This is a genomic window from Lysobacter sp. CA199, from assembly GCF_052078715.1.
Lineage (GTDB): Bacteria > Pseudomonadota > Gammaproteobacteria > Xanthomonadales > Xanthomonadaceae > Lysobacter.
In genome coordinates, this window is sequence record NZ_JBQJIL010000009.1 from 86,177 (window position 1) to 111,529 (window position 25,353).

Annotated in this window: 21 protein-coding genes and 2 pseudogenes; 5 read left to right on the forward strand and 18 right to left on the reverse strand. The window is 66.5% G+C overall.

The window, feature by feature from the left end:
- Window positions 1–18: 18 nt before the first annotated feature.
- The 14 genes and pseudogenes from ACTOWJ_RS17300 to ACTOWJ_RS17365 form a co-directional block, all read right to left on the reverse strand.
- A complete protein-coding gene (locus ACTOWJ_RS17300; protein ID WP_441335868.1) occupies window positions 19–795 on the reverse strand; it encodes an HvfC family RiPP maturation protein in 777 nt (258 codons plus the stop codon).
- 3 nt (window positions 796–798) lie between these two features.
- A complete protein-coding gene (locus tag ACTOWJ_RS17305) occupies window positions 799–1,677 on the reverse strand; it encodes an HvfB family MNIO-type RiPP peptide maturase (RefSeq protein ID WP_441335869.1) in 879 nt (292 codons plus the stop codon).
- Window positions 1,678–1,705: 28 nt separating this feature from the next.
- On the reverse strand, window positions 1,706–2,143 hold the full coding sequence (locus tag ACTOWJ_RS17310; RefSeq protein ID WP_441335870.1) for an HvfA family oxazolone/thioamide-modified RiPP metallophore: 438 nt from the start codon (window positions 2,141–2,143) through the stop codon (window positions 1,706–1,708).
- Between the two features lie 231 nt (window positions 2,144–2,374).
- Entirely contained in the window at window positions 2,375–2,878 is a 504-nt protein-coding gene (locus ACTOWJ_RS17315) for an RNA polymerase sigma factor (protein ID WP_441335871.1), read from the reverse strand.
- 340 nt (window positions 2,879–3,218) lie between these two features.
- Window positions 3,219–3,929, reverse strand: coding sequence for a phosphate signaling complex protein PhoU (phoU, locus tag ACTOWJ_RS17320; RefSeq protein WP_441335872.1), 711 nt, complete (start codon window positions 3,927–3,929; stop codon window positions 3,219–3,221).
- 156 nt (window positions 3,930–4,085) lie between these two features.
- Window positions 4,086–4,841, reverse strand: a pseudogene (pstB, locus tag ACTOWJ_RS17325) (phosphate ABC transporter ATP-binding protein PstB); the annotation flags it as partial.
- A gap of 91 nt (window positions 4,842–4,932) precedes the next feature.
- Window positions 4,933–5,841 (reverse strand): phosphate ABC transporter permease PstA, encoded by a 909-nt coding sequence (gene pstA / locus ACTOWJ_RS17330; protein WP_441335873.1) that lies wholly within the window; start codon window positions 5,839–5,841, stop codon window positions 4,933–4,935.
- Window positions 5,841–6,812: a phosphate ABC transporter permease subunit PstC gene (pstC, locus tag ACTOWJ_RS17335; RefSeq protein ID WP_441335874.1), complete on the reverse strand. Its 972-nt coding sequence runs from the start codon at window positions 6,810–6,812 to the stop codon at window positions 5,841–5,843. The genes pstA and pstC overlap by 1 nt, the downstream gene beginning before the upstream one ends.
- A 382-nt stretch (window positions 6,813–7,194) precedes the next feature.
- Window positions 7,195–8,283, reverse strand: coding sequence for a phosphate ABC transporter substrate-binding protein PstS (pstS, locus tag ACTOWJ_RS17340; protein ID WP_441335875.1), 1,089 nt, complete (start codon window positions 8,281–8,283; stop codon window positions 7,195–7,197).
- Between the two features lie 480 nt (window positions 8,284–8,763).
- Window positions 8,764–9,870 (reverse strand): phosphate ABC transporter substrate-binding protein PstS, encoded by a 1,107-nt coding sequence (pstS, locus tag ACTOWJ_RS17345; RefSeq protein ID WP_441335876.1) that lies wholly within the window; start codon window positions 9,868–9,870, stop codon window positions 8,764–8,766.
- Window positions 9,871–10,237: 367 nt separating this feature from the next.
- The gene (locus ACTOWJ_RS17350) at window positions 10,238–11,473 is read right to left on the reverse strand and encodes an OprO/OprP family phosphate-selective porin (protein WP_441335877.1); all 1,236 of its coding nucleotides are present in this window, start codon (window positions 11,471–11,473) and stop codon (window positions 10,238–10,240) included.
- Between the two features lie 212 nt (window positions 11,474–11,685).
- Window positions 11,686–12,342, reverse strand: coding sequence for an endonuclease III (gene nth / locus ACTOWJ_RS17355; protein WP_441336096.1), 657 nt, complete (start codon window positions 12,340–12,342; stop codon window positions 11,686–11,688).
- A gap of 337 nt (window positions 12,343–12,679) precedes the next feature.
- Window positions 12,680–13,102: a hypothetical protein gene (locus ACTOWJ_RS17360; protein ID WP_441336097.1), complete on the reverse strand. Its 423-nt coding sequence runs from the start codon at window positions 13,100–13,102 to the stop codon at window positions 12,680–12,682.
- Window positions 13,103–13,172: 70 nt separating this feature from the next.
- Window positions 13,173–13,955 carry an enoyl-CoA hydratase/isomerase family protein gene (locus ACTOWJ_RS17365; protein WP_441335878.1) on the reverse strand — a complete coding sequence of 261 codons (783 nt, stop codon included), beginning with the start codon at window positions 13,953–13,955 and terminating at the stop codon, window positions 13,173–13,175.
- Window positions 13,956–14,210: 255 nt separating this feature from the next.
- Here ACTOWJ_RS17365 and ACTOWJ_RS17370 point away from each other — a divergent pair, with 255 nt between their 5' ends.
- The 4 genes and pseudogenes from ACTOWJ_RS17370 (at window position 14,211) to ACTOWJ_RS17385 (ending at window position 18,391) form a co-directional block, all read left to right on the forward strand.
- The gene (locus tag ACTOWJ_RS17370; protein ID WP_441335879.1) at window positions 14,211–14,897 is read left to right on the forward strand and encodes an FKBP-type peptidyl-prolyl cis-trans isomerase N-terminal domain-containing protein; all 687 of its coding nucleotides are present in this window, start codon (window positions 14,211–14,213) and stop codon (window positions 14,895–14,897) included.
- 171 nt (window positions 14,898–15,068) lie between these two features.
- A pseudogene (locus tag ACTOWJ_RS17375) lies at window positions 15,069–15,940 on the forward strand (NUDIX hydrolase).
- A complete protein-coding gene (locus ACTOWJ_RS17380; RefSeq protein WP_441335880.1) occupies window positions 15,937–16,788 on the forward strand; it encodes a sulfurtransferase in 852 nt (283 codons plus the stop codon). Before ACTOWJ_RS17375 ends, ACTOWJ_RS17380 begins: the two are co-directional and overlap by 4 nt.
- 253 nt (window positions 16,789–17,041) lie before the next feature.
- Window positions 17,042–18,391 carry a substrate-binding domain-containing protein gene (locus ACTOWJ_RS17385; RefSeq protein ID WP_441335881.1) on the forward strand — a complete coding sequence of 450 codons (1,350 nt, stop codon included), beginning with the start codon at window positions 17,042–17,044 and terminating at the stop codon, window positions 18,389–18,391.
- Window positions 18,392–18,539: 148 nt separating this feature from the next.
- On the opposite strand, the gene ACTOWJ_RS17390 is transcribed toward ACTOWJ_RS17385, so the two are convergent.
- Both ACTOWJ_RS17390 and ACTOWJ_RS17395 read right to left on the reverse strand, forming a co-directional pair.
- Entirely contained in the window at window positions 18,540–19,298 is a 759-nt protein-coding gene (locus ACTOWJ_RS17390) for an enoyl-CoA hydratase/isomerase family protein (protein ID WP_441335882.1), read from the reverse strand.
- Complete coding sequence (locus tag ACTOWJ_RS17395) at window positions 19,295–20,842, reverse strand: DUF4139 domain-containing protein (RefSeq protein WP_441335883.1); 1,548 nt, start codon at window positions 20,840–20,842, stop codon at window positions 19,295–19,297. Before ACTOWJ_RS17395 ends, ACTOWJ_RS17390 begins: the two co-directional genes overlap by 4 nt.
- 37 nt (window positions 20,843–20,879) lie before the next feature.
- Between ACTOWJ_RS17395 and ACTOWJ_RS17400 the strand changes: the two genes are divergently transcribed.
- Window positions 20,880–21,353: a copper chaperone PCu(A)C gene (locus tag ACTOWJ_RS17400; protein WP_441335884.1), complete on the forward strand. Its 474-nt coding sequence runs from the start codon at window positions 20,880–20,882 to the stop codon at window positions 21,351–21,353.
- 123 nt (window positions 21,354–21,476) lie between these two features.
- Here the strand turns inward: ACTOWJ_RS17400 and ACTOWJ_RS17405 are convergent, their stop codons facing one another.
- Both ACTOWJ_RS17405 and uvrA read right to left on the reverse strand, forming a co-directional pair.
- The gene (locus ACTOWJ_RS17405; protein WP_441336098.1) at window positions 21,477–21,917 is read right to left on the reverse strand and encodes an acyl-CoA thioesterase; all 441 of its coding nucleotides are present in this window, start codon (window positions 21,915–21,917) and stop codon (window positions 21,477–21,479) included.
- A 179-nt stretch (window positions 21,918–22,096) separates the two neighbouring features.
- Window positions 22,097–25,021: an excinuclease ABC subunit UvrA gene (uvrA, locus tag ACTOWJ_RS17410; protein ID WP_441335885.1), complete on the reverse strand. Its 2,925-nt coding sequence runs from the start codon at window positions 25,019–25,021 to the stop codon at window positions 22,097–22,099.
- Window positions 25,022–25,353: the final 332 nt, after the last annotated feature.

Sequence of the window (25,353 nt, forward strand, 5' to 3'; positions counted from 1 at the left end):
CTCACTAAGAGATCGCGATCAGGCCGAAGGATTCGCCTCGCGCGAAAAAAAGATCACGCCGCTGGCGCGCATCTGCCGCAGAAGGCCAAGGCCGAGATCGAGGAAACCGGCGATATCGTCGCTGCCGGCTTCGCGCGCCAGCGCCTGCAGTTGTTCGCGGGCCGACAACTGCGGCGATTCGCCTATGCGTTCGACCAGCCGGTACGCCAGCGGGCTGAGTTCGGAGAAGCGCACCTCCCCGCCGGTCTCGCGACGCAACAGCACCAGGGTCGGCGCCGGCGGCGGTTGGTCGGGTTGGTAGTCCGGGCCCAGGCGATGCACCGGCCAGGCATAGGCCAGCGGCCAGGCCAGCGGCGAGAGCCGCGGTGCGTGGTCGAGCAAGTCGGTATCGCCGATGGTGGCATCGTCGGACGGCGTGTGCGCGTCGCTGAGCTGCAGCGCCAGCTCGACCCATTCGTAATGCGCCAGCTCGGCCAGGAACGGCGGATCCAGGTTTTCGAGTTCTTGCAGATAACGCAGGAACTCGCGCGCGATCTCGGCGAACAGCGGCGTGTGGCAGCGGTAATCGCGGTAGAAATCGCGCACCAACCGCTGCCAGCGTTCTTCGCCGAGCAATCGACTGATGACCGGGAAATTGCCCGACAGCAGGCCTTCGATGTTGTTGAACAACAGGTCGCGATAAATCCCCAGCCGCCGGTCTTCGATGCCCGCGGGCGCCGGACTGGCGTTGGGATCGCGCAGATGGCGGGTGAGTTCGAACTGTTGCGCGCGCAGGCGCGAGGGCGCGTCGTTCATGGATCAGCCGTGTTGGCTGCGGCGCGCGGCGTCGCGTTGGGGCGCGGCAGCGGATTCGCGCAGTACCTGGCGCACGGTGTCCAGCTCGTCCACCAGTTCCTGGTAGGGCGGGAAATTGAAGTCGCGTTCGAGCAGGGTCGCTCGCGCGCCGAACATGCGGTAGGCGTCGCCCAGCAAGGTCCAGACTTCGTTCTTGACCGGTGCGCCGTGGGTGTCGACCTTCAGGTCGTCGGCTTCGTCGTAATGGCCGGCGACGTGGATATAGGCGATGCGCTCATGCGGCATCGCGCGGATGAATTCGCGCGCTTCGTAGCGATGGTTGATCGAGTTCACATAGACGTTGTTGACGTCGAGCAGCAGATCGCAGTCGGCCTCGGCCAGGATGGCGCGGGTGAATTCGATCTCGCTCATTTCCTGATGCGGTGCGGCGTAGTAGGACGCGTTTTCCACCGCGATGCGGCGGCCGACGATGTCCTGAGTGCGGCGGATGCGCGCGGCGACGTGGCGCACGGCTTCTTCGGTGAACGGAATCGGCAGCAGGTCGTACAGATGCCCGTCGTCGCTGCAATAGCTCAGATGCTCGCTGTAGCAGGCCACGCGGTGTTCGTCGAGGAAACGGCGCACGCGCGCCAGGAAAGTTTCGTCCAGCGGCGCGGTGCCGCCCAGCGACAGCGACAGGCCGTGGCAGACCAGCGGATAACGCGCCGACAACTCGCGCAGGGCCTCGCCGAAACGGCCGCCGATGCCGATCCAGTTTTCCGGCGCGCATTCGAGGAAATCGAAATCGCGTTGCGCGCCGGGCGCGTGCGGCGCGGACTGCAGCGGGCCCAGCAGGGCCCGCCGCAGGCCGAGGCCGACGGCATCCGGTGACAGGGGATGCATGCCGTCCATCGTCAGTGGTGCAGGGCGATCAGACCGAACCGCCGCACTTGCCTTCGCCGCACTTGCCTTCACCGGCCTTCTTGGCCTTGGCGTCGGTGGCCTTGGCGCCGGCCTTCTTGTCGGCGCCGCACTTGCCTTCACCGCATTTGCCTTCGCCGGCCTTCTTCTTGTCGGCGCCGCACTTGCCTTCGCCGCACTTGCCCTCGGCGTGCTTCTTCTTGTCGGCGCCGCAGCTGCCTTCCTTCGCCTTCTTGTCGGCGCCGCAGGTGCCTTCGGCGTGCTTGGCGGTGTCGGCGGCGGCCTTGGCGTCGGCGGCCTTCTCGGCGGCCGGCGGAGCGGTCTGGGCGCCGAGCAGGTAGCCCTGCGAGAGGTCGCTCATCGCGAATGCGGAAGCCGACAGGCTCAGGCCGCCGATCAGGGTGGCGCCGAGAGCGAGGGCGAGGGGCTTCTTGATTTGCATGGACATGGGTGACTCCTGTGTGGCGATGAGGGCGGGGTCGCCGCCGTTGGGTGGGCGGTCCGCGATGCGGCGCCGCCGGGTCGGGTGGTGCATTGAAACCGAAAAGCGAAACGGGCGCAGCGGGATCAGGCGATGTCGTGGGCGAGCGGTGGATCGAAACGCGGAAACTCAGAAGTTCGGGCTAGGTCCGGTGGAAGGTCGGCGAGTGATACGGACGCGATCGCGGCGCGGATGCACTCAGGCGTCGAGATATTCGCGGGCCAGTGCGCGGGCCCGATGCAGGCGCGACTTCACCGCCTCGCGGGTCATGCTCAGCCGCTCGCCGATCTCGGCGATGCTCAGGCCCTCAAGATCGCGCAACAAGATGATGTTGCGATAGTGCGTGGGCAGCGATTCCAGCGCGGCGGCCACATCATGCCGCCATTCCGCAGGTTCGGGGGTGACCACCGGCATGATGTCGTCGGTGATGGCCTCGCCGCTGAACATGCGCCGGCCGCGCTTGAGCCGGTTGCACTCGCGCTTGACGATGCGGAAGGTCCAGGAAACGAAGCATTCGAGCACGCGCAGATCGCGCAGCTTGCGCGAGACGGTGATCAGGCTTTCCTGCACCGCGTCTTCGACGTCGTTGATGACGCAGTGGTATTCGGCGTAACGGCGCAGGTTCTGGCGCGAATGGATCAACACTCGCTCCAGCGCGGCCGGATCGCCTGAGCGGGCCGCGGCCAAGTCTGCGGTAGCCATCAGTGCCGTCATTCCGGGGGCTCCTCCCAGTTCTCTAAAAGTACACCTCCGCAGGTCGTTGCGGACATGTACCAAGAGTGGGGTGGGCAGCGATCGGATTCGCGGAATCGCGCGATGGGGCGGCCGTGTTTAGAACGGGTTCATCGAAGCGGGTCTGTAGGAACCGGTCTGTAAACGGTTGCAGGCCTGTGTAGCAAGGGATGCGTGGACCAAAGCGCGGCCGTGAACAGCGAAGAGGCCCGAGGCGGACCGGGTGTCCGCGCTCAGGCCTCTTTGTTGCGGTGCAGCGCAGGAAAGGTCCGCGCGGACATCCTCCGGAGCGATCGACGCGATCGGTTGGTCAGACCGAGCCGGTGGTGTTGGTGTCGTCGCGCTTCTCGCGCGGCGGCAGCAGTTCCTCGCCCTTGACCAGGAACCAGACGTTCTCGGCGATGTTTGTGGCGTGGTCGCCGACGCGCTCGATGTTCTTGGCCATGAACAGCAGATGGGTGCAGGCGGTGATGCTGCGCGCGTCTTCCATCATGTAGGTCAGCAATTCGCGGAACAGGCCGGTGTAGGCGGTGTCGATCTCCGCGTCGCGTTCGCGCACCCGCTGGGCCAGCTCGATGTCGTTGTTGCGATAGGCGGCGAGCACGTCGCGCAGTTGCTTGACCGCCAGCGTGCCCAGGGCATGCAGACCGGCCACGTGCGGCAGCGGCGGCGACAGGTTCAGCGCAGTCGAGCGCTTGGCGACGTTGGCGGCGTAGTCGCCGACGCGTTCGATGTCGGAGGCGATGCGGATGGCGGCGAGGATCTCGCGCAGATCGCGCGCCATCGGCCCGCGCAGCGCCAGCTTCATCACGTCGTGGCTGATTTCCTGCTCCAGCGCGTCGATCGCCTCATCGTTGGCGATGATGCGCTCGGCGGCCTTGTCGTCGCGGCGCTGGACCACGTCGAGCGCGGACTCGAGCTGGGACGCGGCCATCTCGCCCATGCGCAGGGTTTCGTCGAGCAGGCGGCGCTGCTCGTCGTCGTAGCTCTTGACGATATGGTCGTGCATTTGGTTGCTCATGGAAGTAGGTCCAGATATCGCGCGTGTTTTCTTGCTGGGCCGACGCTGCCGTCCATGGCGGGACAGCGCATCTTCGGACGATCCGGCCCGGCCATCCATGGCCGGGCGTTCGGTGCCGCAGCCGGTGCCGATAGGGCACCGGCTAAACGCGGCTCCTCACCCAAAGCGACCGGTGATGTAATCCTCGGTCTGCTGCTTGGTCGGCTTGGAGAAAATCTGTTCGGTCGGACCGTGTTCGATCAGGTCGCCCAGGTACATGAAGGCGGTGAAATCCGATACGCGCGCGGCCTACTGCATGTTGTGGGTCACGATCGCGATCGTGTAGTCCTTCTTGAGCTCTTCGACCAACTGCTCGATGCGGCTGGTGGAGATCGGATCCAGCGCCGAGGTCGGCTCGTCGAGCAGCAGCACCGAAGGCTTCAGCGCCACCGCGCGGGCGATGCACAAGCGCTGCTGCTGGCCGCCGGACAGGCCCAGCGCGCTTTGGCCCAGCTTGTCCTTGACCTCGTCCCACAGCGCGCCCTGGCGCAGCGCGTGCTCGACGCGGTCGTTCATTTCCGACTTCGACAGCTTCTCGTGGTGGCGGATGCCGTAGGCCACGTTCTCGAAGATGGTCATCGGGAACGGCACCGGCTTTTGGAACACCATGCCGACCTTGCTGCGCAGGCGGTTCATCGGGTACCTCGGGTCGAGGATGTTCTCGCCGTCCAGCACCACTTCGCCGCGCGCTTCCAGCTTGGGGTACAGCGCGTAGATGCGGTTGAAGATGCGCAGCAGCGTGGACTTGCCGCAACCCGACGGCCCGATCAGCGCGGTCACCTGCTTCTCCGGGATTTCCAGGTCGATCGACTTGAGCGCGTGGAACTTGTCGTAATAGAAGTCCAGGCCGCGCGCGGCGAGCTTGACCGGATTGGCGCCGACGACCGCGTCGCGATCGGGTGCTGCGACGGTGAGACGGGCGTCTTTCATGGCCGGGGTTCGCTCGGTATTCACGGAGGAGAGGTCAGTCATGGCTGATTTTGTTTCGTAGCAGAAGTGCGCGGGCGCCCAGGCTGACCAGCAGCACGAACGCGGTCAGGACCAGGGCACCGGCCCAGGCGATGTGTTCCCAGTTCTCATAGCCCTTGCCGGCGAAGTTGAACATCACGATCGACACCGCGGCCATCGGCCCGGTGACGTCGACCGTCCAGAACGAGTTGCCGAAGGCGGTGAACAGCAGCGGCGCGGTCTCGCCGGAAATTCGCGCCAAGGCCAGCAGCACGCCGGTGACGATGCCGGGCAGGGCCGATTTGTACAGCACCTGCACGATCACCTTCCATTGCGGCACGCCCAGCGACAGCGCGGCTTCGCGCATCTGGCTCGGCACCAGGCGCAGCATTTCGTCGGTGGTGCGCACCACCACCGGCAGCACGATGAAGGCCAGGGCGATCGCGCCCGACAGCGCCGAGAACCCGAGCAGCGCGTTGGTGTCCGGCGTCGGCTTGGCGATGAACACCGCGTAGACGAACAAGCCGAGCACGATCGACGGCGCCGACAGCAGGATGTCGTTGACGAAGCGCACCACGGTGCCGAACTTGCGCTTGTTGCCGTACTCGGCGAGCCAGGTGCCCGCGGCGATGCCGAGCGGCGTGCCGATCAGCAGGCCCATCGCGCACATCACGATGCTGCCGAAGATCGCGTTGCGCAGGCCGCCGGCTTCCATCGGCGGCGGCTGGTCCTGGGTGAACAACGCCAGATTGACCCCGCCGGCGCCCTTGAGCAGCAGCGTCCACAGGATCCAGCCCAGGAACAACAGGCCGAACAGCGCGGCCACGCAGGCCAGGGTCAGGGCGATGGCGTTGACGACGCGGCGGCGGCGATACAGCTTGTCGGCGGCCCTGCTGCGGGCGTCGGTAGCGAAGGTGACGGCCATCAGTTGCCCTCCTTGCGGGACAGTTGCATCAACATCAGGCGGGCCGCGGCCAGCACCACGAAGGTGACGATGAACAAGACGAAGCCGAGCAGCACCAGCGCCGAGCGGTAGGTTTCCGACGCTTCGCCGAAGTCGTTGGCGATCAGCGCGGCGATGGTCGTGCTCGGATCGATCAGCGACGGGGTGAACTGCACCGCGTTGCCGATCACGAAGGCTACCGCCATGGTCTCGCCGAGCGCGCGGCCCAGGCCGAGGAACACGCCGCCGATCACCGCCGAACGCGTGTAGGGCAGCACGATGTCCCAGCTGACTTCCCACTTGGTCGAGCCCAGCGCGTAAGCCGATTCCTTGAGCCGCGTCGGCACGGTCAGGAACACTTCGCGCATCACCGAGGAGATGAACGGGATGATCATGATCGACAGCACCAGACCGGAGGTCAGCATGCCCACGCCGATCGGCGGGCCTTGGAACAGACGTCCGATCACCGGCAATGGGCCGACGTTGTCGATGAGCCAGGGAATGATGTATTCGCGCATCACCGGCATCAGCACGAAAAAGCCCCACATGCCGTAGATGATCGAGGGAATGCCGGCGAGCAGTTCGATCGCGGTGCCGATCGGGCCGCGCGCCCAGCGCGGCGCGACTTCGGTCAGGAAGAAGGCGATGCCGAAGCTCACCGGCACGGCGATCACCATCGCGATCAGCGCGGTGACGATGGTGCCGTAGATCGGCACCAGCGCGCCGTACTTGTCCGCGGCCGGGTTCCAGTCGCTGGAGGTGAAGAAGTTCAGCCCTTCCGACTCAAGCACGGCGCGGCCGCCCCACAGCATCGACAGCGCGGCGCCGGCCAGCGCGACCAGCACGAAAATGGCGGTGGAGGTGACGAAGTAACGGAAGAATCGATCGTTGCGCGCGTCGGCGCGATCGCGGGCGGAGACGCCGGATGAAGCGGGGAGGGCGGTCGCGTTCATTACTAAGTGAGGTCCGTCGTGGCCGGGCTTGCGGAGGCGGGCTTGGTGCTGTTCGTGGAGCGGGGCATGTCGAACGCAGGTATTACGTTGAGCGGGGTAGTCGCTGCGAGCCTCTGCTTTTGCTCGTCATTCCCGCGAATGCGGGAATCCAGTGACTTGAAACGTTTGCCGTGTTGCGATTGCGGCGATCGATTCGTTTTTTGCTTCTTGCCGTCATCCCCGCGAAGGCGGGGATCCAGGGCTTTATCGCGACAAATCTTTCATGTGGAGTTGCGCGGCGGGCTGAAGTAGGTGGGATGGCGCTTAAGTCTCTGGATACCCGCTTTCGCGGGTATGACGCATCGGCAAAGCAGCGCCCGCTTCGCGGGCGCGGGCCGATGCGTCACTTGAACTCAGCCGCCCAATACGCCTCGATCTGCTTGACCAGTTCCGGCGGCAGCGGCACGTAGTCCAGCGACTTGGCTTGTTCGTGGCCGTTCTCGAACGCCCACTTGAAGAACGCGCGCGTGTCGGCGCTGCGCTTGGCGTCCTTGGGCTGCTTGTACATCAGGATGAAATTGGTCGCGGTGATCGGCCAGGACTTCTCGCCCGTGGCGTTGGTGATGATCAGGTTGAAGTCCTTGGCGCCGGCCCAGTCGGCGGTCGAGGCCGCGGCGGCGAAGGCTTCGGCGTTGGGCTGCACGAACTGGCCGGCCGCGTTCTGCAACTGGGTGTGGGCCATCTTGTTCTGCACCGCGTAGGCCAGTTCGACGTAGCCGATCGAGCCCTTGATCTGCATCACGTACGAGGCCACACCCTCGTTGCCCTTGCCGCCGACGCCGCCTGGCCACTGCACCGAGGTGCCTTCGCCGACCTTGGTCTTCCACTCCGGGCTGACCTTGGACAGGTAGTTGGAGAAGTTGAAGGTCGTGCCCGAACCGTCGGAGCGGTGGACGACGTTGATCTTCAGGTCGGGCAGGGTCACGCCGGGGTTGGCCGCAGCGATCGCCGGGTCGTTCCACTTGCTGATCGTGCCGAGGAAGATGTTGGCCAACAGCGGGCCGGTCAGGCGCAGCTTGCCGGCTTCGATGCCGTCGACGTTGATCACCGGCACCACGCCGCCGATCGCCGAGGGGAACTGGCCCAGGCCTGCGGCGGCGAGTTCCTCGCTCGGCAGCGGCTTGTCGGAGGAACCGAAATCGACCGTCGCGGCCTTGATCTGGGCGATGCCGCCGCCGGAACCGATCGACTGGTAGTTGACCTTGGCGCCGGTGGCCTTGTTGTAATCCGAGGACCACTTGGAGATCAGCGGATAGACGAAGCTCGCACCGGCGCCGGTGATCTGCGCGGCGACCTGGTCGCCCGCGGGAGCGGCGGTGTCGGTCTTGCCGTCGCCGGCCGCCGGGGTCGGGTTTTGTTTGCCGCCGCACGCGGCAGCGGCCAGCGCGATGGCGAGAGAGAGGGCGGCGATGCGGGCCGGCGTGGATTTCATGCGGTGCTCCGTGGGGGGAGAGGCCGGCATGAGGCACCGGCTGGGGGTGGCGCCATTTGATGATCTTTTTGTTACACCGCTATGACATCGATTCGTCACGAATCTGTAGTGAAACGCTAGAGGGGGTGCTGGAGATCGCGGTTTTGCCAGGGTTGGGTGTGGCGGAACGTAACAATTTGCTGGGTGAGGGGCTGGGCGGGCTGGCGGCCCTCATCCGGCCCTTCAGGCCACCTTCTCCCGCTCAGCAGGAGAGGGGCTCCACCCTGCCGTCGTCCCTGTGGCTTGCGCCCGCAAGTCCCTCTCCCGCTCGCGGGAGAGGGGTTGGGGTGAGGGGCCCAAGGGCCGATTCCACCCAAACCACCCACAAAAACAAAACGGGCCCGAAGGCCCGTTTCGTCCGATCTACCCCTTGAGCGCGCCGGAACCCCCCGGATCCGAGCGATCAGATCGGCCGATGCGAGCCGGCCGACCCGAGGTCGATCAATAGTTCATGTTGGTCGTCCAGTAGGTCTCGACCTGCTTGACCAGCGCGTCGGGCAGCGGCACGTAGTCGAGCGACTTGGCCTGCGCATCGCCGTTGGCGTAAACCCAGCGGAAGAATTCCTTGGCGTTCTTGGCGCCTTCGGCGTTCTTGGGCTGCTTGTACATCAGGATGAAATTGGTCGCGGTGATCGGCCAGGAGTTCTCGCCCGGCGCGTTGGTCATGACCAGGTAGAAGTCCTTCGCGTTGGCCCAGTCGGCGCTGGCCGCGGCGGCCGAGAAGGTCTCGTCGGTCGGCAGTACGAACTTGCCGTCGGCGTTCTTCAGGCGCGAGTACGACATCTTGTTCTGCAGTGCGTAGGACAGCTCGACATAGCCGATGCCGCCCTGGATCTGCTTGACGTATGCGGCCACGCCTTCGTTGCCCTTGCCGCCGATACCGGTCGGCCACTTGACCGCGGTGCCTTCGCCGACCGAGGTCTTCCACTCGGCGTTGACCTTGGACAGGTAGTTGGCGAAGTTGAAGGTGGTGCCCGAACCGTCGGAACGGTGCACGACGGTGATCTTCTTGTCGGGCAGCTTCAGGCCGCCGTTGAGGGCGACGATCGCCGGATCGTTCCAGTTGGTGATCTTGCCGAGGAAGATGTTGCCCAGGGTCTCGCCGTCGAGCTTCATCGCGCCCGAGACCACGCCCGGGACGTTGATCACCGGCACCACGCCGCCGATCACCGACGGAAACTGGGCCAGGCCGGCCTTGGCCAGCTCTTCAGGCTTGAGCGGGGCGTCGGACGAGCCGAAGTCCACCGTCGCGGCCTTGATCTGAGCGATACCGCCGCCCGAACCGATCGACTGATAGTTGACCTTCTTGCTGGTGGCCTTGGCGTAGTCGGACGACCACTTGGACATCACCGGGTAAACGAAGGACGCGCCGGCGCCGGTCACGTCGGCGGCCTGAGCATTGAGTGCGAACGAGGCGGCCAGAGCCAGCACGGTCACGCGGAAGGTACGGGAATTGATCACGTTGGGGCTCCTGAAAAGAGACGGCTGGCACGAATCCGTTGCCGCGCATTCCATAACAGTTGGATGACAGTGACGGGTCGGAAACATGACAAACAGATGACTTGCCTTCGGATCGATGCTTGGCAACGGCGCGAGCGCCATTGCCTGCGGTCTTGTGCATGGGCGGATCGCCGCGAAGCGAACAGCCAAAAAGCGTCGGGGCTCAAGCCCCTCCCACAAAAAACTCGCGGCCACGCAATCTTTTGTGGGAGGGGCTTGAGCCCCGACGCTTTTCGATCAGGCCCGAGAATCAGCGCGGAAAAATCGGCCGGAAATCGCGTCCGGAAAATCGCGTCCGGAAAATCGGGCCTGAAAAAAAGGGCGCGGCACTGCCGCGCCCTTGAACGACCGAATTCCGATCGAGGGAGAGAGACGCTTCCGCCGGCGCGAACGGATCCGCGCCGGCGGCCGTGCATTACCAGTAGAACTGCAGGCGCGCTTCCAGGACGTTCGGGTTGTCCTCGGTCTTGGTGCGCACCGCAGTGCTGTACTTCTCCTGGTCGACCATCACGTAGTTCAGCATGAACTTGAAGTTCGAGCGCCAGTACCAGTTCACGCCGACGGTCCAGGAATCGGCCTTGCCGCCGAGCACGCCGTTGACGCGGTTGGTGCCGGCGATCGGGCTGCCGTCGTTGAGATCGATGGTGTCGTAGCGCAGGCCGAGCTGCCACAGGCCCTTGGACGGATCGTCCGGCAGGCCGGTGGTCGGGGTGCCGGCCTTGTAGCCCCAGGTTTCGCCGCTGAGGTTCCACAGGCCGGAGACGTAGAAACCGTCGCCGCTGAAATCGCTCAAGCCGTTGAGGCGCTTGACGTCGATGGTCATGTACTCGGCCTGCACCTTGACCGGGCCCTTGACCCACAGGCCTTCGGCGCCGATCACGCTGACCCGGTCGCTGCGGTTGTTGAGGCTGTTGGGGCTGGTCAGGCTGCTGCCGGTGTCGATGAAGCGGGTCGCCACCATGTCGGCCATCGGACGCGCGCGCAGACGGATGCCGTCGGCGTCGGTGTCCTTGTTCGAATACGACGCGCCGAAGTGCAGGATGTTGCCCGCTTCGTTGATCGGCGCGAAGTAGCCGCGCAGGCCGTAGCCGGCGCCGTGTTCGCGGTTGCGGGTCAGCTCGCGGCCGAAGTAGCTCGCGGTCAGGCCCCAGTTGTTGTCGCCGTAGTTGTACTGCGCGCCGACGCGGCGCGCGGTGCCCAGGCTGTTGGTGATCGAGGACTTGGAGATGAAGTCGTTGTTCTTGGTCGACGACAGCTCTTCCATCGTCGCGCCCGGCTGCTTGTACTGGCCGACCTGGATGAAGTGGTTGGCGTTGTTGCCGAACTTGTACTTGATGTTGGCGTCGAGGAACTTGTCGTCCTTGGCGTCGTAGCCCAGCACCCACTCGATGTTGCCCGGGCCCTTGCCCTTGAGCACCAGTTCGGCGCGGCGCAACTCGTTGAGGTAGTCCTTGCCGTCGACGTCGGTACCGACCACGTCGGCGCCGTAGTCGATGGTGTCGCTGTCGAACTTGTAGAAATCCGCCTGGACCAGACCTTCGAACGAGATTTCCGAATTGCCGATGACGTCCAGGGCGACTTCTGCGTGCGCGACCGGCGCGACGAAGGCGGCGAGCAACGCTACGGTGAGGGTGTTACGCGAGAGTTTCATGTCTGGCCCTGGGGCGTGGAGAGATGCCGCGCAGGCTAGGGTGTGAAAGTTGCGTAAATGTGACAGAACTGACTTATTTCGTGGACATGACCGCGCGGTGACATTCGCCGGCGCCGGCGGGTCGGGGTGTTGCGGGAGTTCGAAACCCATCTCGCGGCGAGCGTGATCGGCTTCGAATTCCAGTCCGATCAACGACTTCCGGCTGTCTTGAGCTAGCTCGGTACGGGCTCGGGTTCGCCCGGCGTTTTGTCCGGATAGCGGCAAAGGTCGCGGATCGCACAGTGCGGGCAATCCGGTTTGCGTGCCTTGCAAACGTAACGTCCGTGCAGGATCAGCCAGTGATGTGCGTCCTGAAGATAGCGATCAGGCACCACTTTGAGCAGGCGATGTTCGACCGCGAGCACGTCCTTGCCTGGCGCCAGTCCGGTGCGGTTGGAGACGCGGAAGATGTGCGTGTCGACCGCGATGGTCGGCTCGCCGAAGGCGGTGTTGAGCACCACGTTGGCGGTTTTTCGGCCGACCCCGGGCAGAGCTTCGAGCGCGGCGCGGTCGCGCGGCACGTCGCCGTCGTGCAGTTCCAACAGTTGTCGCGACAGCGCGACCACGTTCGCGGCCTTGGTGTTGAACAAGCCGATGGTGGCGATGTAAGGCTTGAGGCCTTCCACGCCCAGATCGGCGATCGCGCGCGGCGTATTGGCCACCGGGTACAACTTGCGCGTGGCCTTGTTGACGCCGACGTCGGTGGCTTGCGCCGACAACGCGACCGCCACCAGCAGTTCGAACGGCGTGGTGTATTCCAATTCGGTGGTCGGGTGCGGGTTGAGCGCCTGCAGCCGGGCGAACATTTCCTCGATCTGCGCCGGCTTCATTTGCGCGCCGGGACGCTCTTTGATCGGAGCATCGGCCGCCGCCGCCGATGCGGCGCGGCCGCGCTTGGCGCCGGCCGAGGGAGTCTGGGCCGGTTTGGCTTTCGCCGCCGGAGGGCCGCCGCGCGTGCCGCCGCGGTTGATGGCCGACTTCGCAACGTCAGCGGCTTTGTTCGCCGCGGTTTTCTTGGCCGGCGTTTTTTTCGCGACGCCGCGTTTGACGGTGTCGGACGAAGTCTTGGCGGCCGACGAACCGGCCGCCACGCGTTGGGCGCCGGTTCGGGTCGACTTGGCTGGCCGTGGGGCGGGCGAGGTCTTGGGCATGCTCAATCGAGTGCGGTCAGGTCGGTCCGCGCTGGGCGGCCTTGGCCTTGGCGCGCGCCAGCGCGGCGGCGGCGGCGTTGGGCAGGGCCGGACGCTGCGGCGCGGCGGCGTTCGTATTAGTAAGGCCGGTGTGCGCGACGGGCGATGGCGCCGGCGCGGCCCGTTGCGCCGCGCGTTCGTCGGCGCGGCGTTGCAGACGTTGCGCGCGCGCGCGATAGCGTTCGCGCGCGGCCAATGCGCGCAGACGTTGTTCGCGCGCTTCGCGCAAGGCGAGCGCGCACGACGGCGCGCATTGTGCGCAAGCGACGGCGTGGTCGAAGCTGTCGTTCAACAAGCCCAGCGAAATCGCGCCATCCAGATCGTCGCGCGCCAGGGCCCGGGCGATGGCATGCGCCGCCGCGCCGGCGGGTTCGGCGCAACCGCACGCGCACACTGGCATCGCGGTCGGCTCGCTCGCGCGCGGCCGGCTGGCGTGCGGCGTGCTGGCGTGCGGGTCGCTCATGCGGTGGTCAACTGCCCTGGAAGGCCGGCTTGCGACGTTCCAGGAACGCGGTAGTGCCTTCGCGCATGTCCTGCGTCGAGAACATCAGGCCGAACTGCGCGGTTTCGTATTCCAGGCCTTCCTCGATGCCGCATTCGCCACCGACCGCGACGCAGTCGAGCACGCCGCGCAGCGCCAGCGGCGCGGACGCGGCCAACTGCTCGGCGAGCTTGAACGTTTCCGCTTCCAGTTCGGCTGCAGGGATCACCCGATTGACGATACCCAGCGCCTGGGCGCGGGCCGCGTCGATCGGCGCGCCGACCAGGCACAGCTCCAGGGTCGCGGCGCGGCCGGCCAGGCGCAGCAGGCGCTGGGTGCCGCCGAAGCCTGGAATCAGGCCCAGATTGATCTCGGGCTGACCGATCTTGGCGCTGTCCGCGGCCAGGCGCAGATGGCAGCCCATGGCCAGTTCCAGACCGCCGCCGAGAGCGAAACCGTTGATCATCGCGATCACCGGCTTGGGCATTTTCTCGATCCGGCGCATGAGTTTCTGCCCGCGCAGGGAGAAATCGCGGCCCTGGACCGGGGTCAGCAGATTCATTTCCGAGATATCGGCGCCGGCCACGAAGGCCTTGGGGCCGGCGCCGGTCAGCACCACCGCGCGCACCGCCGGGTCGTTCGCCGCCGCCTCGAAGGCGGCCAGCAGGGCGTCCAGGGTGGCGGCATTGAGCGCGTTCAGCTTGTCGGGACGGTTCACGGTGATCTGGCGCACGGCGCCGCGATCGGCGATCAACAGGGGCGATTCGGTCATGTGATGGCCGTAGGATTCTTGGGAGTTGCGGAGGAGTTGCGGAAAAGGGGAGTGCGACCGCCGTTGAACTCCGCGCCCGAAGCGCGGTCATAGGCGGGCGGTGTCAGTGGCGGTTAAGCGCTGCCGCCGGTATCCTAACCCGTCCCGTCGGGGCCTTACGACCGCGGGACTTTACACATCGGGGCATTGGAAAGTGCTCCCAAGTTGATCGGGGCGGCGAAGGTCGCCCCGTGCCATTACCGGAGGTTTCACCGAATGAAGTTGCGTTTGATTGCTGCCGCCGTCGCGGCCCTGGCACTGACCGCCGGCAACGCCGTCGCGCAGGACACTTCTTCCGAGAAGGGCAAGCTGAGCTACGCGCTCGGCTACGACCTCGGCCGAAATGCCGTGGAAAGCGGCGAGCAGGTCGATGTGAACACCATCGTCAAGGGTCTGCAGGACGGTTACTCGAAGAAGCAGCCCGCCGTGGCGGTCGAACAACTGCGCACTGCCGTGCAGAACATGCAGAAGCGCCAGCAGGACAAGGCCAAGGCCGAGTGGGACAAGGCCGCCGCCGAAAACAAGACCAAGAGCGACACCTTCGTCAACGCCAACAAGTCCAAGGCGGGCGTGAAGGCGCTGCCCAGCGGCGTGCAGTACCGCGTGATCGAGAACGGCACCGGCGCCAAGCCGACCCAGGCCAGCACCGTGGCCCTGGAAGTGGCCGGTCCGTTCCCGTGGGGCGAGCGTCCGGCGCAGGCGCGTCCGGCCAACAACATCCCGTCGATCAAGGTCAGCGAGATCGAAATGGCGGCGATGCGCGAAGTGCTGCTGCAGATGCCGACCGGTTCGAAGTGGGAAGTGACCCTGCCGTCGGCTCAGGCCTACGGCGCGGACCCGCGCACCCCGTTCCCGCCGAACGTGGCGGTGCAGTTCGAGATCAAGCTGATCAGCGTCAAGTAATACGACCACGAAGCTCGAACGAAGTCGTGTGACGCACTTGCGCCGGCCAGTCCGGCGCAAGTCGTTTGTGGGGTCCGGCGGCGCATGCCCGGCATGGCGCCGATTTTCAGTTCTGCTTGCCGCCGCTGCGGCGAGGCTTTACCCGGCCGGCTCGCCAGGCACAATGGCGATATGGCCCCGGTGGACGATATGACGAATTTTCGCGCGGTGCTGAGTCCCTGCATCGGCGTATGCCAACTCAGCGATGACGGCCTGTGCCTGGGTTGCCACCGCACCACCGCCGAGATCGCGCGCTGGTCGCAGATGAACGACGACGAACGCCTGCGACTGATGGAAGACGTGTTGCCCAAGCGCGAAGCGGGGCTGCGATGAGTTCCGGCGCGCCCGCCGACGGCGTCGTGTCGGCGTTCGCCGGCAATTTCCTCGACGGCGATTCGCGCGCGCGCACGCGCCTGCTGACGGCGCTGCATCCGCTCGACGCCGCGCCCGAGAGCGACGGCTGGAATCTCGACGATCTCACCGACTTGCTGCCCGAGGACGCATTGCGCGCACAGGCCGCGGTTCTGGTCGGTCTGGTGCCGCGCGCGGACGGTGTGCAGGTGCTGTTGACCCGCCGCACCGACGGGCTGCGCCAACACGGCGGTCAGGTCAGTTTTCCCGGCGGACGCATCGAGCCCAGCGACGAGGACGCAGTTGCCGCGGCGTTGCGCGAGACCGAAGAGGAAATCGGCGTGCCCGCGGCCTTGATCGCGCCACTGGGTTTTCTCGATCCGCTGGTCACCATCACCGGATTCCGGGTGCTGCCGCTGGTGGCGGTGATCGATCCGGCCTACGCGGCACGGCCCGATCCGACCGAGGTCGCGGAAGTTTTCGAAGTGCCGCTGACGTTCCTGCTGGACCCGGACAACCTCGGCACGCGCACACTTGAATACAAGGGCCGCGCGCGCCATGTGCTGGAGTACCGCTATCCGAGCCAGCGCATCTGGGGCGCGACCGCGTCGATGCTGCTCAACCTGCGTCAACGATTGGAGGCTGCGCGATGACCGCTTGGACCACTCTGGTGTCGGCCGAGGATCTGGCCGCGGCCTTGGGCCGCGAGGATCTGATCGCGATCGATACGCGCACCTCGCTGACCGATCGCGCCGCCAGCGAGAACGCGTATCGCCAGTCGCATATTCCAGGTGCGCGTTACGCCGATCTCGATCGCGATCTGTCCGATCACCGCAAGACCGTCGGCGGCCGGCATCCTTGGCCGGACGCGGCCGATTTCACCGCGACCCTGGGCCGCTGGGGCATCACCCCGCAGCACCAGGTCGTGATCTACGACGCCGCGGACGGCGCTTTGGCCGCGTCGCGTCTGTGGTTTCTGCTGCGCGTGCTCGGGCATCGCCGGGTCGCCGTGCTCGACGGCGGCTGGCAGCGCTGGACCGCGCTCGGTTTGCCGACCGATGCAGAGATTCCGCAACCGCAGCCGACCCGGTACGACGCCAGCTTCGATGCGCGCCGCCTGCTCGACGCGCAGGACGTGCGCGCCTTGCTCGATTCGGGCGGTCTGTTGATCGATGCGCGCGCCGGCGAGCGTTTTCGCGGCGAAGTCGAGCCCCTGGATCGCGTCGCCGGCCACGTGCCGGGCGCGAGCAACCGCGCGTACTCGAACAATCTCGCCGACGGCCGATTCAAGCCAGCCGATGCCTTGGCCGCGGAATTCGCACCGCTGCTCAGCGGCCGCGACACAGGGCAGGTTGCGGTGATGTGCGGCTCGGGCGTGACCGCCTGCCATCATCTGTTGGCGATGGCGCACGCCGGTTTCGACGGCGCGGCCTTGTATACCGGTTCTTGGAGCGGCTGGATCGAAGATCCGCGGCGGCCGGTCGCGACCGGCGACGCATGAGCCCAACCTTCGCTACTCGCGGCATGCCCCCTGTAGGAGCGGCGCGAGCCGCGACCGCGACATTCGGCATTCGACGCCAGCGCGATGTCGCAGTCGCGGCTCGCGCCGCTCCTACAGCGGCTGTCTATTCAGCGCGCCGCACTGTGCGGAATAAGCCGATCGCTTAACGTTATCGAAGTGACGGCCGTCGCGTAACCGCTGCGTCACAGGCCGCGCCCATCCTTGCGCAATTCGCACAGGGGGAGTGCGCGCCATGTCGCGTGCCGTCGTTTCGCCGTTCTTGTTGTTTTTTGCCGCGCTGTTCTGCGCGTTCGCGCCCTCCGCCCGGAGCCAGGAGGCCGAGCGGGTCAGCATCCGCGGTTCCAACACCCTGGCCCACGCGCTGGTCCCCGAGGTTGCGCAATCGTGGTTGCGCGATATCGGTTACACCGACATCCGGGTGGTCAAGCCGCGGCCGACGTTGACCGAGATCCATGCCAGCCGCGACGGCCAGCCGCTGGTCGTTGAAATCGGCGCCAGCGATTCGGCGCAAGGTTTCGCCGATCTGATCGAAGGCCGCGCGCAGGTCGCGATGATGACGCGACGCCCGAACGCGGCCGAACTCGACGCCGGCTGGCAACTCGGCGATCTGGGCAATCAGGATCAGGAGTTCGTGATCGCGCTCGACGGCGTGGCGGTGGTGGTCAACCGCAATAATCCGATCGCGCGCTTGAGCTTCGAACAGTTGCGCGCGGCGTTCTCCGGGCGATCTCGCCAGTGGCGCGAACTCGGCGGCGCGGCGGGCCAGGTGCATCTGCACCTGGATTCCAGCGCTGGCGCGGTGCGCGATTTGATGAACGAAAAAGTGATGCGCGGCGCCGCGTTCGCCGAAGCACAATTGCACGGCAACGCGCGCGAGCTGATCGCCGCGGTCGGCGCGGATCCGCTGGCGATCGGTCTGATTCCGATCGGCGAGCACTACGGTGCCGCCAGCAAGCCGGTGGCGATCGCCGACGGCGGCCGCGCGATCGCGCCCACCCGCACCGAGGTGCTCAGCGAGGACTACCCGCTCAGCCGTCGTCTGTATCTGTACGGCGGCCAGATGATGGGCGCGCTGAGCCGCAGCTTCGCGCTGTACGCGATGACCCGCGGCGGCCAGCGCGCGGTCGCGCGCAGCGGCCACCTCGCGGTGACCCTGATTCCGGGACGCGCGCGTCCTACCGCATTGGGTCCGGCCGATTACCGGCAAGCGGTCGAGAACGCGGTGCGTCTGCCGTTGAGCCTGCGCTTCAATTTCAATGGCGCCGGCGAAGGCGGCGTGGCGGCGAGCGTGTACGACAGCCGCTCGCTGCGCGATCTCGATCGTCTGCGCGCTTTCATGCAGTTGCCTGCGAACCGTGGCCGGCGACTGTTGGTGATCGGTTTCGCCGACGTCAGCGCCGGTTCGACCATGGCGGCGATGATGATGAGCAACGACCGCGCCGATCTGGTCGCGCAGGAACTGGTCTCGCGCGGGCTGAAAGTGCAGCAGGCGCGCGGCATGGGCACGGCCTTGACGGTGGCCGGAGCGCGCGATCCGGCGGCGCGGTATCGCAATGAGCGGGTGGAGGTTTGGTTGTTGTGACGGCGGGGGTTGTTGCGCCGTGGATGGAGTGTCGCGGTCGCGGCTCGCGCCGCTCCTACCTCGTGCCCTTGTAGGAGCGGCGCGAGCCGCGACCGCGAACAAGCAACGGCGACGCGGCCATGAAAACGATGCAGGGCCGAGGCCCCGCTTACTTGCCCAGCTTCGCCACCAACGCCTTCAACGCGGTCTGGGTGTCCTGCGAATACCAGCTCTCGACGAAGCGATCGAGTTCGATGTGTTCCGGACGCAGCGCCTCGACCAGATCGGCGCGCGCCAGCGCGCGGGTCTGCAGCATCGCGCTGCGCGGCAGGCTCAGCAGTTGTTGCAGCCAGGCGCGCGCGCGTTCGGCGACGGCGTCGATTTCGACCAGTTCGTCGACCAGGCCGATGCTCAGCGCGGTTTGCGCATCGACCAACGCGCCGGCCACCAGCAAACGCTCGGCGCGGTAGGTGCCGACCACGCGCCGCATCAGCCGCTGGATGCCTTCCGGCGCGACCAGGCCGACCTGGGTTTCGTTGAGGCCGATGCTGTAGTTGCCCGAGGCCATCACCCGGTAGTCGCAGCACAAGGCCATCACGCAGCCGCCGGCCGGCGCGTGGCCGGCGATCGCCGCGACCACCGGCACCGGCGAGGATGCCAGGGCGCGGTTGAGGCCGAAGAAGGCCTGCCAGGCCAACAGCAGATGATCGCGCTGATCGCCGAGCGAGAGCAGGTAGGGCACGTCCAGGCCCGCGGAAAACACCTTCGGACCGCCGCTGAGCACGATGCCGTGCGCGCCGTGCAGCACCGCCTGTTCGATCGCTTCGCGTGTGGCGTTGCACAGCGCCGGATTGAGCGCGTTGACCGGCGCGCGCGCCAGCTTGATCTCGACGATGTCGCCGTGGGTAAGGGTTTCTACGCAAGTCATGGTTTCACGTCCTGAGGCCAGCGGTAGCGCACAGTGTAGGTCAGCTTGGTTTCGCCGTCGGCGGGCACCGGCACCTCGAACTCGGCGTGGCGCGCGTCCTTCTTCTTCGACGGCAGGCTGGAGGACACGATCTCCCAATCGGTCCAGCGCGGCAAGGGTTCGGTGACGCGAATCGTGGCCTGCGACTTCTTTGCGTTCTTCAGGGTGATCGCGAACGATTCGGTGATGGTCCGTCCGGTACGGTCGAGCTGGAACGCGGTCGCCTCGCGCTTGCCGCTGAGGTCGAAGACTTTGCCGAGTTCGAGCTTGATCTCGGTGCCGGCCGGCGTATGGCCGAGCTGCGACTCGCCGAGGAAATCGCCGCCGTCGAACGCGCGCACGCGGCCGGCCGGCAACGGCAGGCCGAGTCCGGAGGCCTTGTCGTTCTTGAACTCGACCTTGGACAGCACCGGCAGATCGCCGGTCTGGCCGGCGTAGCCGCGGTCGATCAGCGGAGTCGGCGGCTGCCAATCGTTGCTGGCGGCCTGGAACGAGTAGATGCGTTCGCAGGCGACCGCGTCGTTGCGCGGGAACAGGGCGATGCGCTCGGTGCCGCCGCTGTTCAACGTGGCCGGTCGCGGCAGATCGTAGGCGTGGTATTCGCCGGCGGCGCGTTCGACCGGCATTGGCGGGGCTGGCGCAGCTTCGGCGTAGGCATCGTTAGCTTGGAGGCGCGAGGCGGTCACTTCAATTCGATCGAAGCCCTGCTGCCGGCGGTTGGGTTCGCCCGCGACCAGGCTCAGGCGCACCTGATTGAACGCGCGCCCGGAGCGGTTGGCGACCAGCGCCGCGCCGTCGAGGGTGAGCTTGCAGCCTGCGCCCGGCGCCAGCCTCGCCAGGTATTCGGCGCGCCAGGCCATGCCGCCCATGGGGTAACTCAGGACGAAGTCGGCTTCGCCGGCTTGCGCGGCCTCGACCACCCATTGCAACGCCGATTGCCGCGGCAGCAGGTTGTCGTTGTCGATCAGGCTGAAGCTGTCGTAGCTGCGGATCACCTTGATCCGGCCGTCGTCGAGGGCGAGGGTCAGGCCGTCGCCGGCCGAGAGCAGCACGCCGCTGTCGGTCTGCTTGGCGCCGCCCGCGGTGTGTTCGACGCTGACCTTGCGTCCGATCGCCACGCCGACCACGTTCTGCGCGCCCGACACCGGTGCGATGTAGCGTTGCCCGACCACGCCGACTCCCGCGGTGCGCGGTTGCAGCACGGCGGCCTCGATGTCCATCGACGGTGGCAACGGTTTTTCCGAAAGCGAGTTGCGGCCGCGCTTGAGCGGGAACTTCAACGAGCGCTCGACCAGCGCATAGCCCGGCATGCCGGCGCTGGCGCTGCGCACGTTGGCGAGCGCGTCGTAGTCGCCGCTGTAGACGGTCAGGCGGGTGGCGCCATCGCTCGAAGCCTCGGCCTGGGCTGGTGTGGAGGCGGCGGGCGGCGCGGTGCGATCGCCGGACGGCGCGGAACAGCCGGTCGCGGCCAAGGCTAATGCGAGCAGGCTAAGCGTCTGTTTCATTGTCAACTCCTTCGGTGCTCGGGGGTATGATAGGCCGATGAACGTATCTGCCATCCGAACGGGGTTGATGTTGGTCGCCGCGATGGCCGCCAGCGCTGTATTCAGCATCGAGGCCAAGCCGCCGGCGGCGGCCGCCAAGGCTTGCAGCGCGCAGGTGCGCGAGGGCTGGGTGCGGATGCCGCCGATGCAGATGCCGATGATGGCCGGCTTCGGCCGGATCGAGAACCGCTGCGCCGCGCCGGCGATCATCGTTGGCGCCAAGAGCGCGGCGTTCGGCGATGTGTCCTTGCACGAGACCCGGATCGTCGACGGCGTCAGCAAGATGCGCGCGTTGCCGGAACTGCGCATCCCGCCCGACGGCGCGGCGATACTCAAGCCCGGCGGCATGCACCTGATGCTGATGCAGCCGCATGCGCCGTTGAAGGAAGGCAGCCGGGTGGCGGTCGAGTTTCAGCTCAAGGACGGCGGCTCGCTGCTGGGCGAGTTCGAGGTTCGCAAAGCCGCGCCCTGAGGGGCGTAGTATCGATAGCGACTGTAGGAGCGGCGCAAGCCGCGACCGCGAAACCTCAGTTGCGTCGTAAGCGAGGTCTCGCGGTCGCGGCTTGCGCCGCTCCTACAGGAAGCTATCGGGAGATCAACTGGGCGTGCAAGCCGCGCGAACGGGGTCCGGCAGCTGCGCCGCCTGGCCGGTGTCGCGATGAATCCACACCAGCACGACGTTGCCGTCGCAATACAGCGCCGATTCGTCGTTCGCGCCGACGATGCGATGGCCGATGCTCAGGCTGGTGTTGCCGAGCCGTTCGACGAACAGTTCCACGTCGATCTCGTTCGGCCACTCGATCGGCCGGCGATAGTTCAGATGCGCGGCCGCGACCACCGGCGCGACGTGTTCGTCCATGCCGTGGCCAGGCAGGGTCACCATCCAGCGCAGGCGCGCTTCCTCGAGATAACTGAGAAACTTGGAGTTGTTGACGTGGTTGAACGCATCCAGATCGCGCCTGCGCACCGAGAGCGGCACGCGGATCAATGCGGGTTGCGCGGCGGGCGTCGACGGCGCGACGGATGCGGGTGCCATCTGCGCCGTAGACACCGAAGCGGCGCGCGCGCGTTCGGCGACCACCGCGTCATCGGCCGCGGGCGCTTCGTTGTTCTTGCGCGAACGCGCGGCGCGCTTGCGCGGCGCCGCCCGGGTCTTGCCGGGTTCGTTCTTGCCGGCGTCGCCACCGGCGGCCGGCGCTTTCTTCTTCTTATCGGTCATGCAGCGGATTTCTTCTTGACGCGCGCGGCCGGCGCGGCGGATTTGGCGGCGGGTTTCTTCTTCGCCGGCTCAACGGCCTTGGCCTTCTTCGGCGAACCGAGCAGCGGTGCGAGGAAGTGGCCGGTATGCGAATGCGACAGCGCGGCGATGTCTTCCGGCGTGCCGGTGGCGAGAATGGTGCCGCCGCGATGGCCGCCCTCCGGACCCAGGTCGATGACCCAGTCGGCGGTCTTGATCACATCCAGATTGTGTTCGATCACCACCACCGTATTGCCGTCGTCGCGCAAGCGGTGCAGCACCGCGAGCAGATGCTCGATGTCGTGGAAGTGCAGGCCCGTGGTCGGTTCGTCGAGGATATACAGCGTGCGCCCGGTGTCGCGGCGCGAGAGTTCCTTCGACAACTTCACCCGCTGCGCTTCGCCGCCCGACAGGGTGGTCGCGCTCTGGCCCAGCTTGATGTAGCTCAGGCCCACGTCCATCAGGGTTTCCAGCTTGCGCGCGATCGTCGGCACCGCTTCGAACAGGCTCAGCGCCGATTCGACCGTCATCTCGAGCACGTTGTTGATGTTGTAGCCCTTGTACAACACCTCCAGCGTCTCGCGGTTGTAGCGCTTGCCGTGGCAGACGTCGCAGGGCACGTACACGTCGGGCAGGAAATGCATCTCGACCTTGATCAGGCCGTCGCCCTGGCAGGCCTCGCAGCGACCGCCGCGCACGTTGAAGCTGAAACGGCCCGGTGAGTAGCCGCGCGAGCGCGCTTCGGGCACTTGTGCGAACAGCTCGCGCAGCGGCGTGAACAGGCCGGTGTAGGTGGCCGGGTTGGAACGCGGCGTGCGTCCGATCGGCGACTGGTCGATGTCCACGACCTTGTCGAACAGCTCGATATTCTCCACCGACTTGTACGGCGCCGGGGTTTGCGAGGCGCCGTTCAACTCGTTCGCGGCGATCACGTACAAGGTGTCGTTGATCAGCGTGGACTTGCCCGAGCCCGACACGCCGGTGACGCAGGTCAGCAGTCCCGAAGGAATGGACAGATCGACGTTCTTGAGGTTGTTTCCGGTCGCGCCGCGCAGATGCAGGGTGGTCTTCGGGTTCGGCTTGTGCCGGGTCTTCGGGATTTCGATCTTGCGCTTGCCGCTGAGGTACTGGCCGGTCAGCGAGCGCGGTGCTTTGAGGATGTCGGAGAACAGGCCCTGGGCGACGATCTCGCCGCCGTGCACGCCCGCGCCCGGGCCGATGTCGACGATGTAGTCGGCCAGGCGCATCGCGTCTTCGTCGTGCTCGACCACGATCACGGTGTTGCCCAGATCGCGCAGCCGCGTCAGCGTGCCGAGCAGGCGTTCGTTGTCGCGCTGATGCAGGCCGATCGAGGGTTCATCGAGCACGTACATCACGCCGACGAGTCCCGCGCCGATCTGACTGGCCAGACGGATGCGCTGGGCCTCGCCGCCCGAGAGCGAATCGGCCTTGCGTTCCAGGGTCAGATAATCCAGGCCGACATCGACCAGAAAGCGCAGACGGTCGACGATCTCCTTGACGATCTTGACCGCGATCTCGCCGCGCCAGCCCGGCAGTTCCAGCGCCTTGAAGAAGTTCAGCGCCTCGTCGACCGGCAGCACCACCAGATCCGGCAGCGGACGTTCGGCGACGAACACGTTGCGCGCGGCGCGGTTCAGGCGCGCGCCGCCGCAATCGGGGCAGGGGCGTTGGCTGATGAACTTGGCCAGTTCCTCGCGCACGGCCGCCGATTCGGTTTCGCGGTAACGCCGTTCCAAGTTCGGCACGATGCCTTCGAAGCGATGCTTGCGCTGGCTGCGGCCGCCGTTCTCGGTGATGTAGTTGAAGCTGATCTGCTCGTCGCCGCTGCCGTACAGCACCGCTTGCTGCTGGATCGCGGTCAGCGACTGCCACGGCGTGTCGACGTTGAACTTGTAATGCTTGGCCAGCGATTGGATCAGTTGGAAGTAATAAGCGTTGCGACGGTCCCAGCCGCGCACCGCGCCGGCCGAGAGCGACAGCTCCGGATGCACGACCACGCGCGCCGGATCGAAGAACTCGGCCACGCCCAGGCCGTCGCAGGTCGGACAGGCGCCGACCGGCGAGTTGAACGAGAACAGCCGCGGCTCCAGCTCGGGCAGCGAGTAATCGCAGACCGGGCAGCTGTACTTGGACGAGAACAGCAGCGGCGCGGTCTCGGCGTTGTCCAGCGATTGCACCTGGGCCATGCCGTCGCCGAGCTTGAGCGCGGTTTCGAACGATTCGGCCAGGCGCTGCTTGATGTCGTCGCGCGGACGGAAACGATCGACCACCGCTTCGATGGTGTGCTTGACCCGCAGCGCCAGCGGCGGCACCGCGTCGATCTCGTACAACTGGCCGTCCACGCGCACGCGCACGAAGCCCTGCGCGCGCAGTTGTTCGAACACCTGCGCGTGCTCGCCTTTGCGCTCGCGGATGACCGGCGCGAGCAGCATGTAGCGCTGTTCGGGGTCCAGCGTCAGCACCTGGTCGACCATCTGGCTGACGGTCTGGGCTTCCAGTGGGTAGTGGTGGTCCGGACAACGCGGCGAACCTACGCGCGCATAGAGCAGACGCAGGTAATCGTAGACCTCGGTGATCGTGCCGACGGTCGAGCGCGGGTTGTGCGAGGTGGATTTCTGCTCGATCGAAATCGCCGGCGACAAGCCTTCGATGTGGTCGACATCGGGCTTTTCCATCACCGACAGGAACTGCCGCGCGTAGGCGGACAGCGATTCGACATAGCGGCGCTGGCCTTCGGCGTAAATGGTGTCGAAGGCCAGCGAGGACTTGCCCGATCCGGACAGTCCGGTGATCACGATCAGCTTGTCGCGCGGCAGATCGAGATCGATGTTCTTGAGGTTGTGCGTCCGCGCGCCGCGGATGCGGATGTAGTCCAGCGCCATCGGGTGCCTGCAAGGGGGAGGGTCGCCGGCGCGAAGCGCGACGGCGAACAGAGGAGCGTATCGAGTGGGGAAGGTGGGGGCAAATCCGCGCAACAGAAGCGCCGCAGGGGTTGGGCGGGGCGTTCGCGTGGAGCCCGTGGGGCTTGGGATTCAGCCCGATACAGCGGTTTGGCGCGATATCGGCCTGGAGCGGGCGGCCCGATCGGGCACCGGCGAATGCGCGAACGCGCGCCCCGGCGCCATGCGATTGAGGGCAGAAGCTGACCGGAACGAAGACCCGGCGGGCGACGCGCGACGGGGCCTCGGCCCCCGTCGTTCCGTTCAGCCAGGGC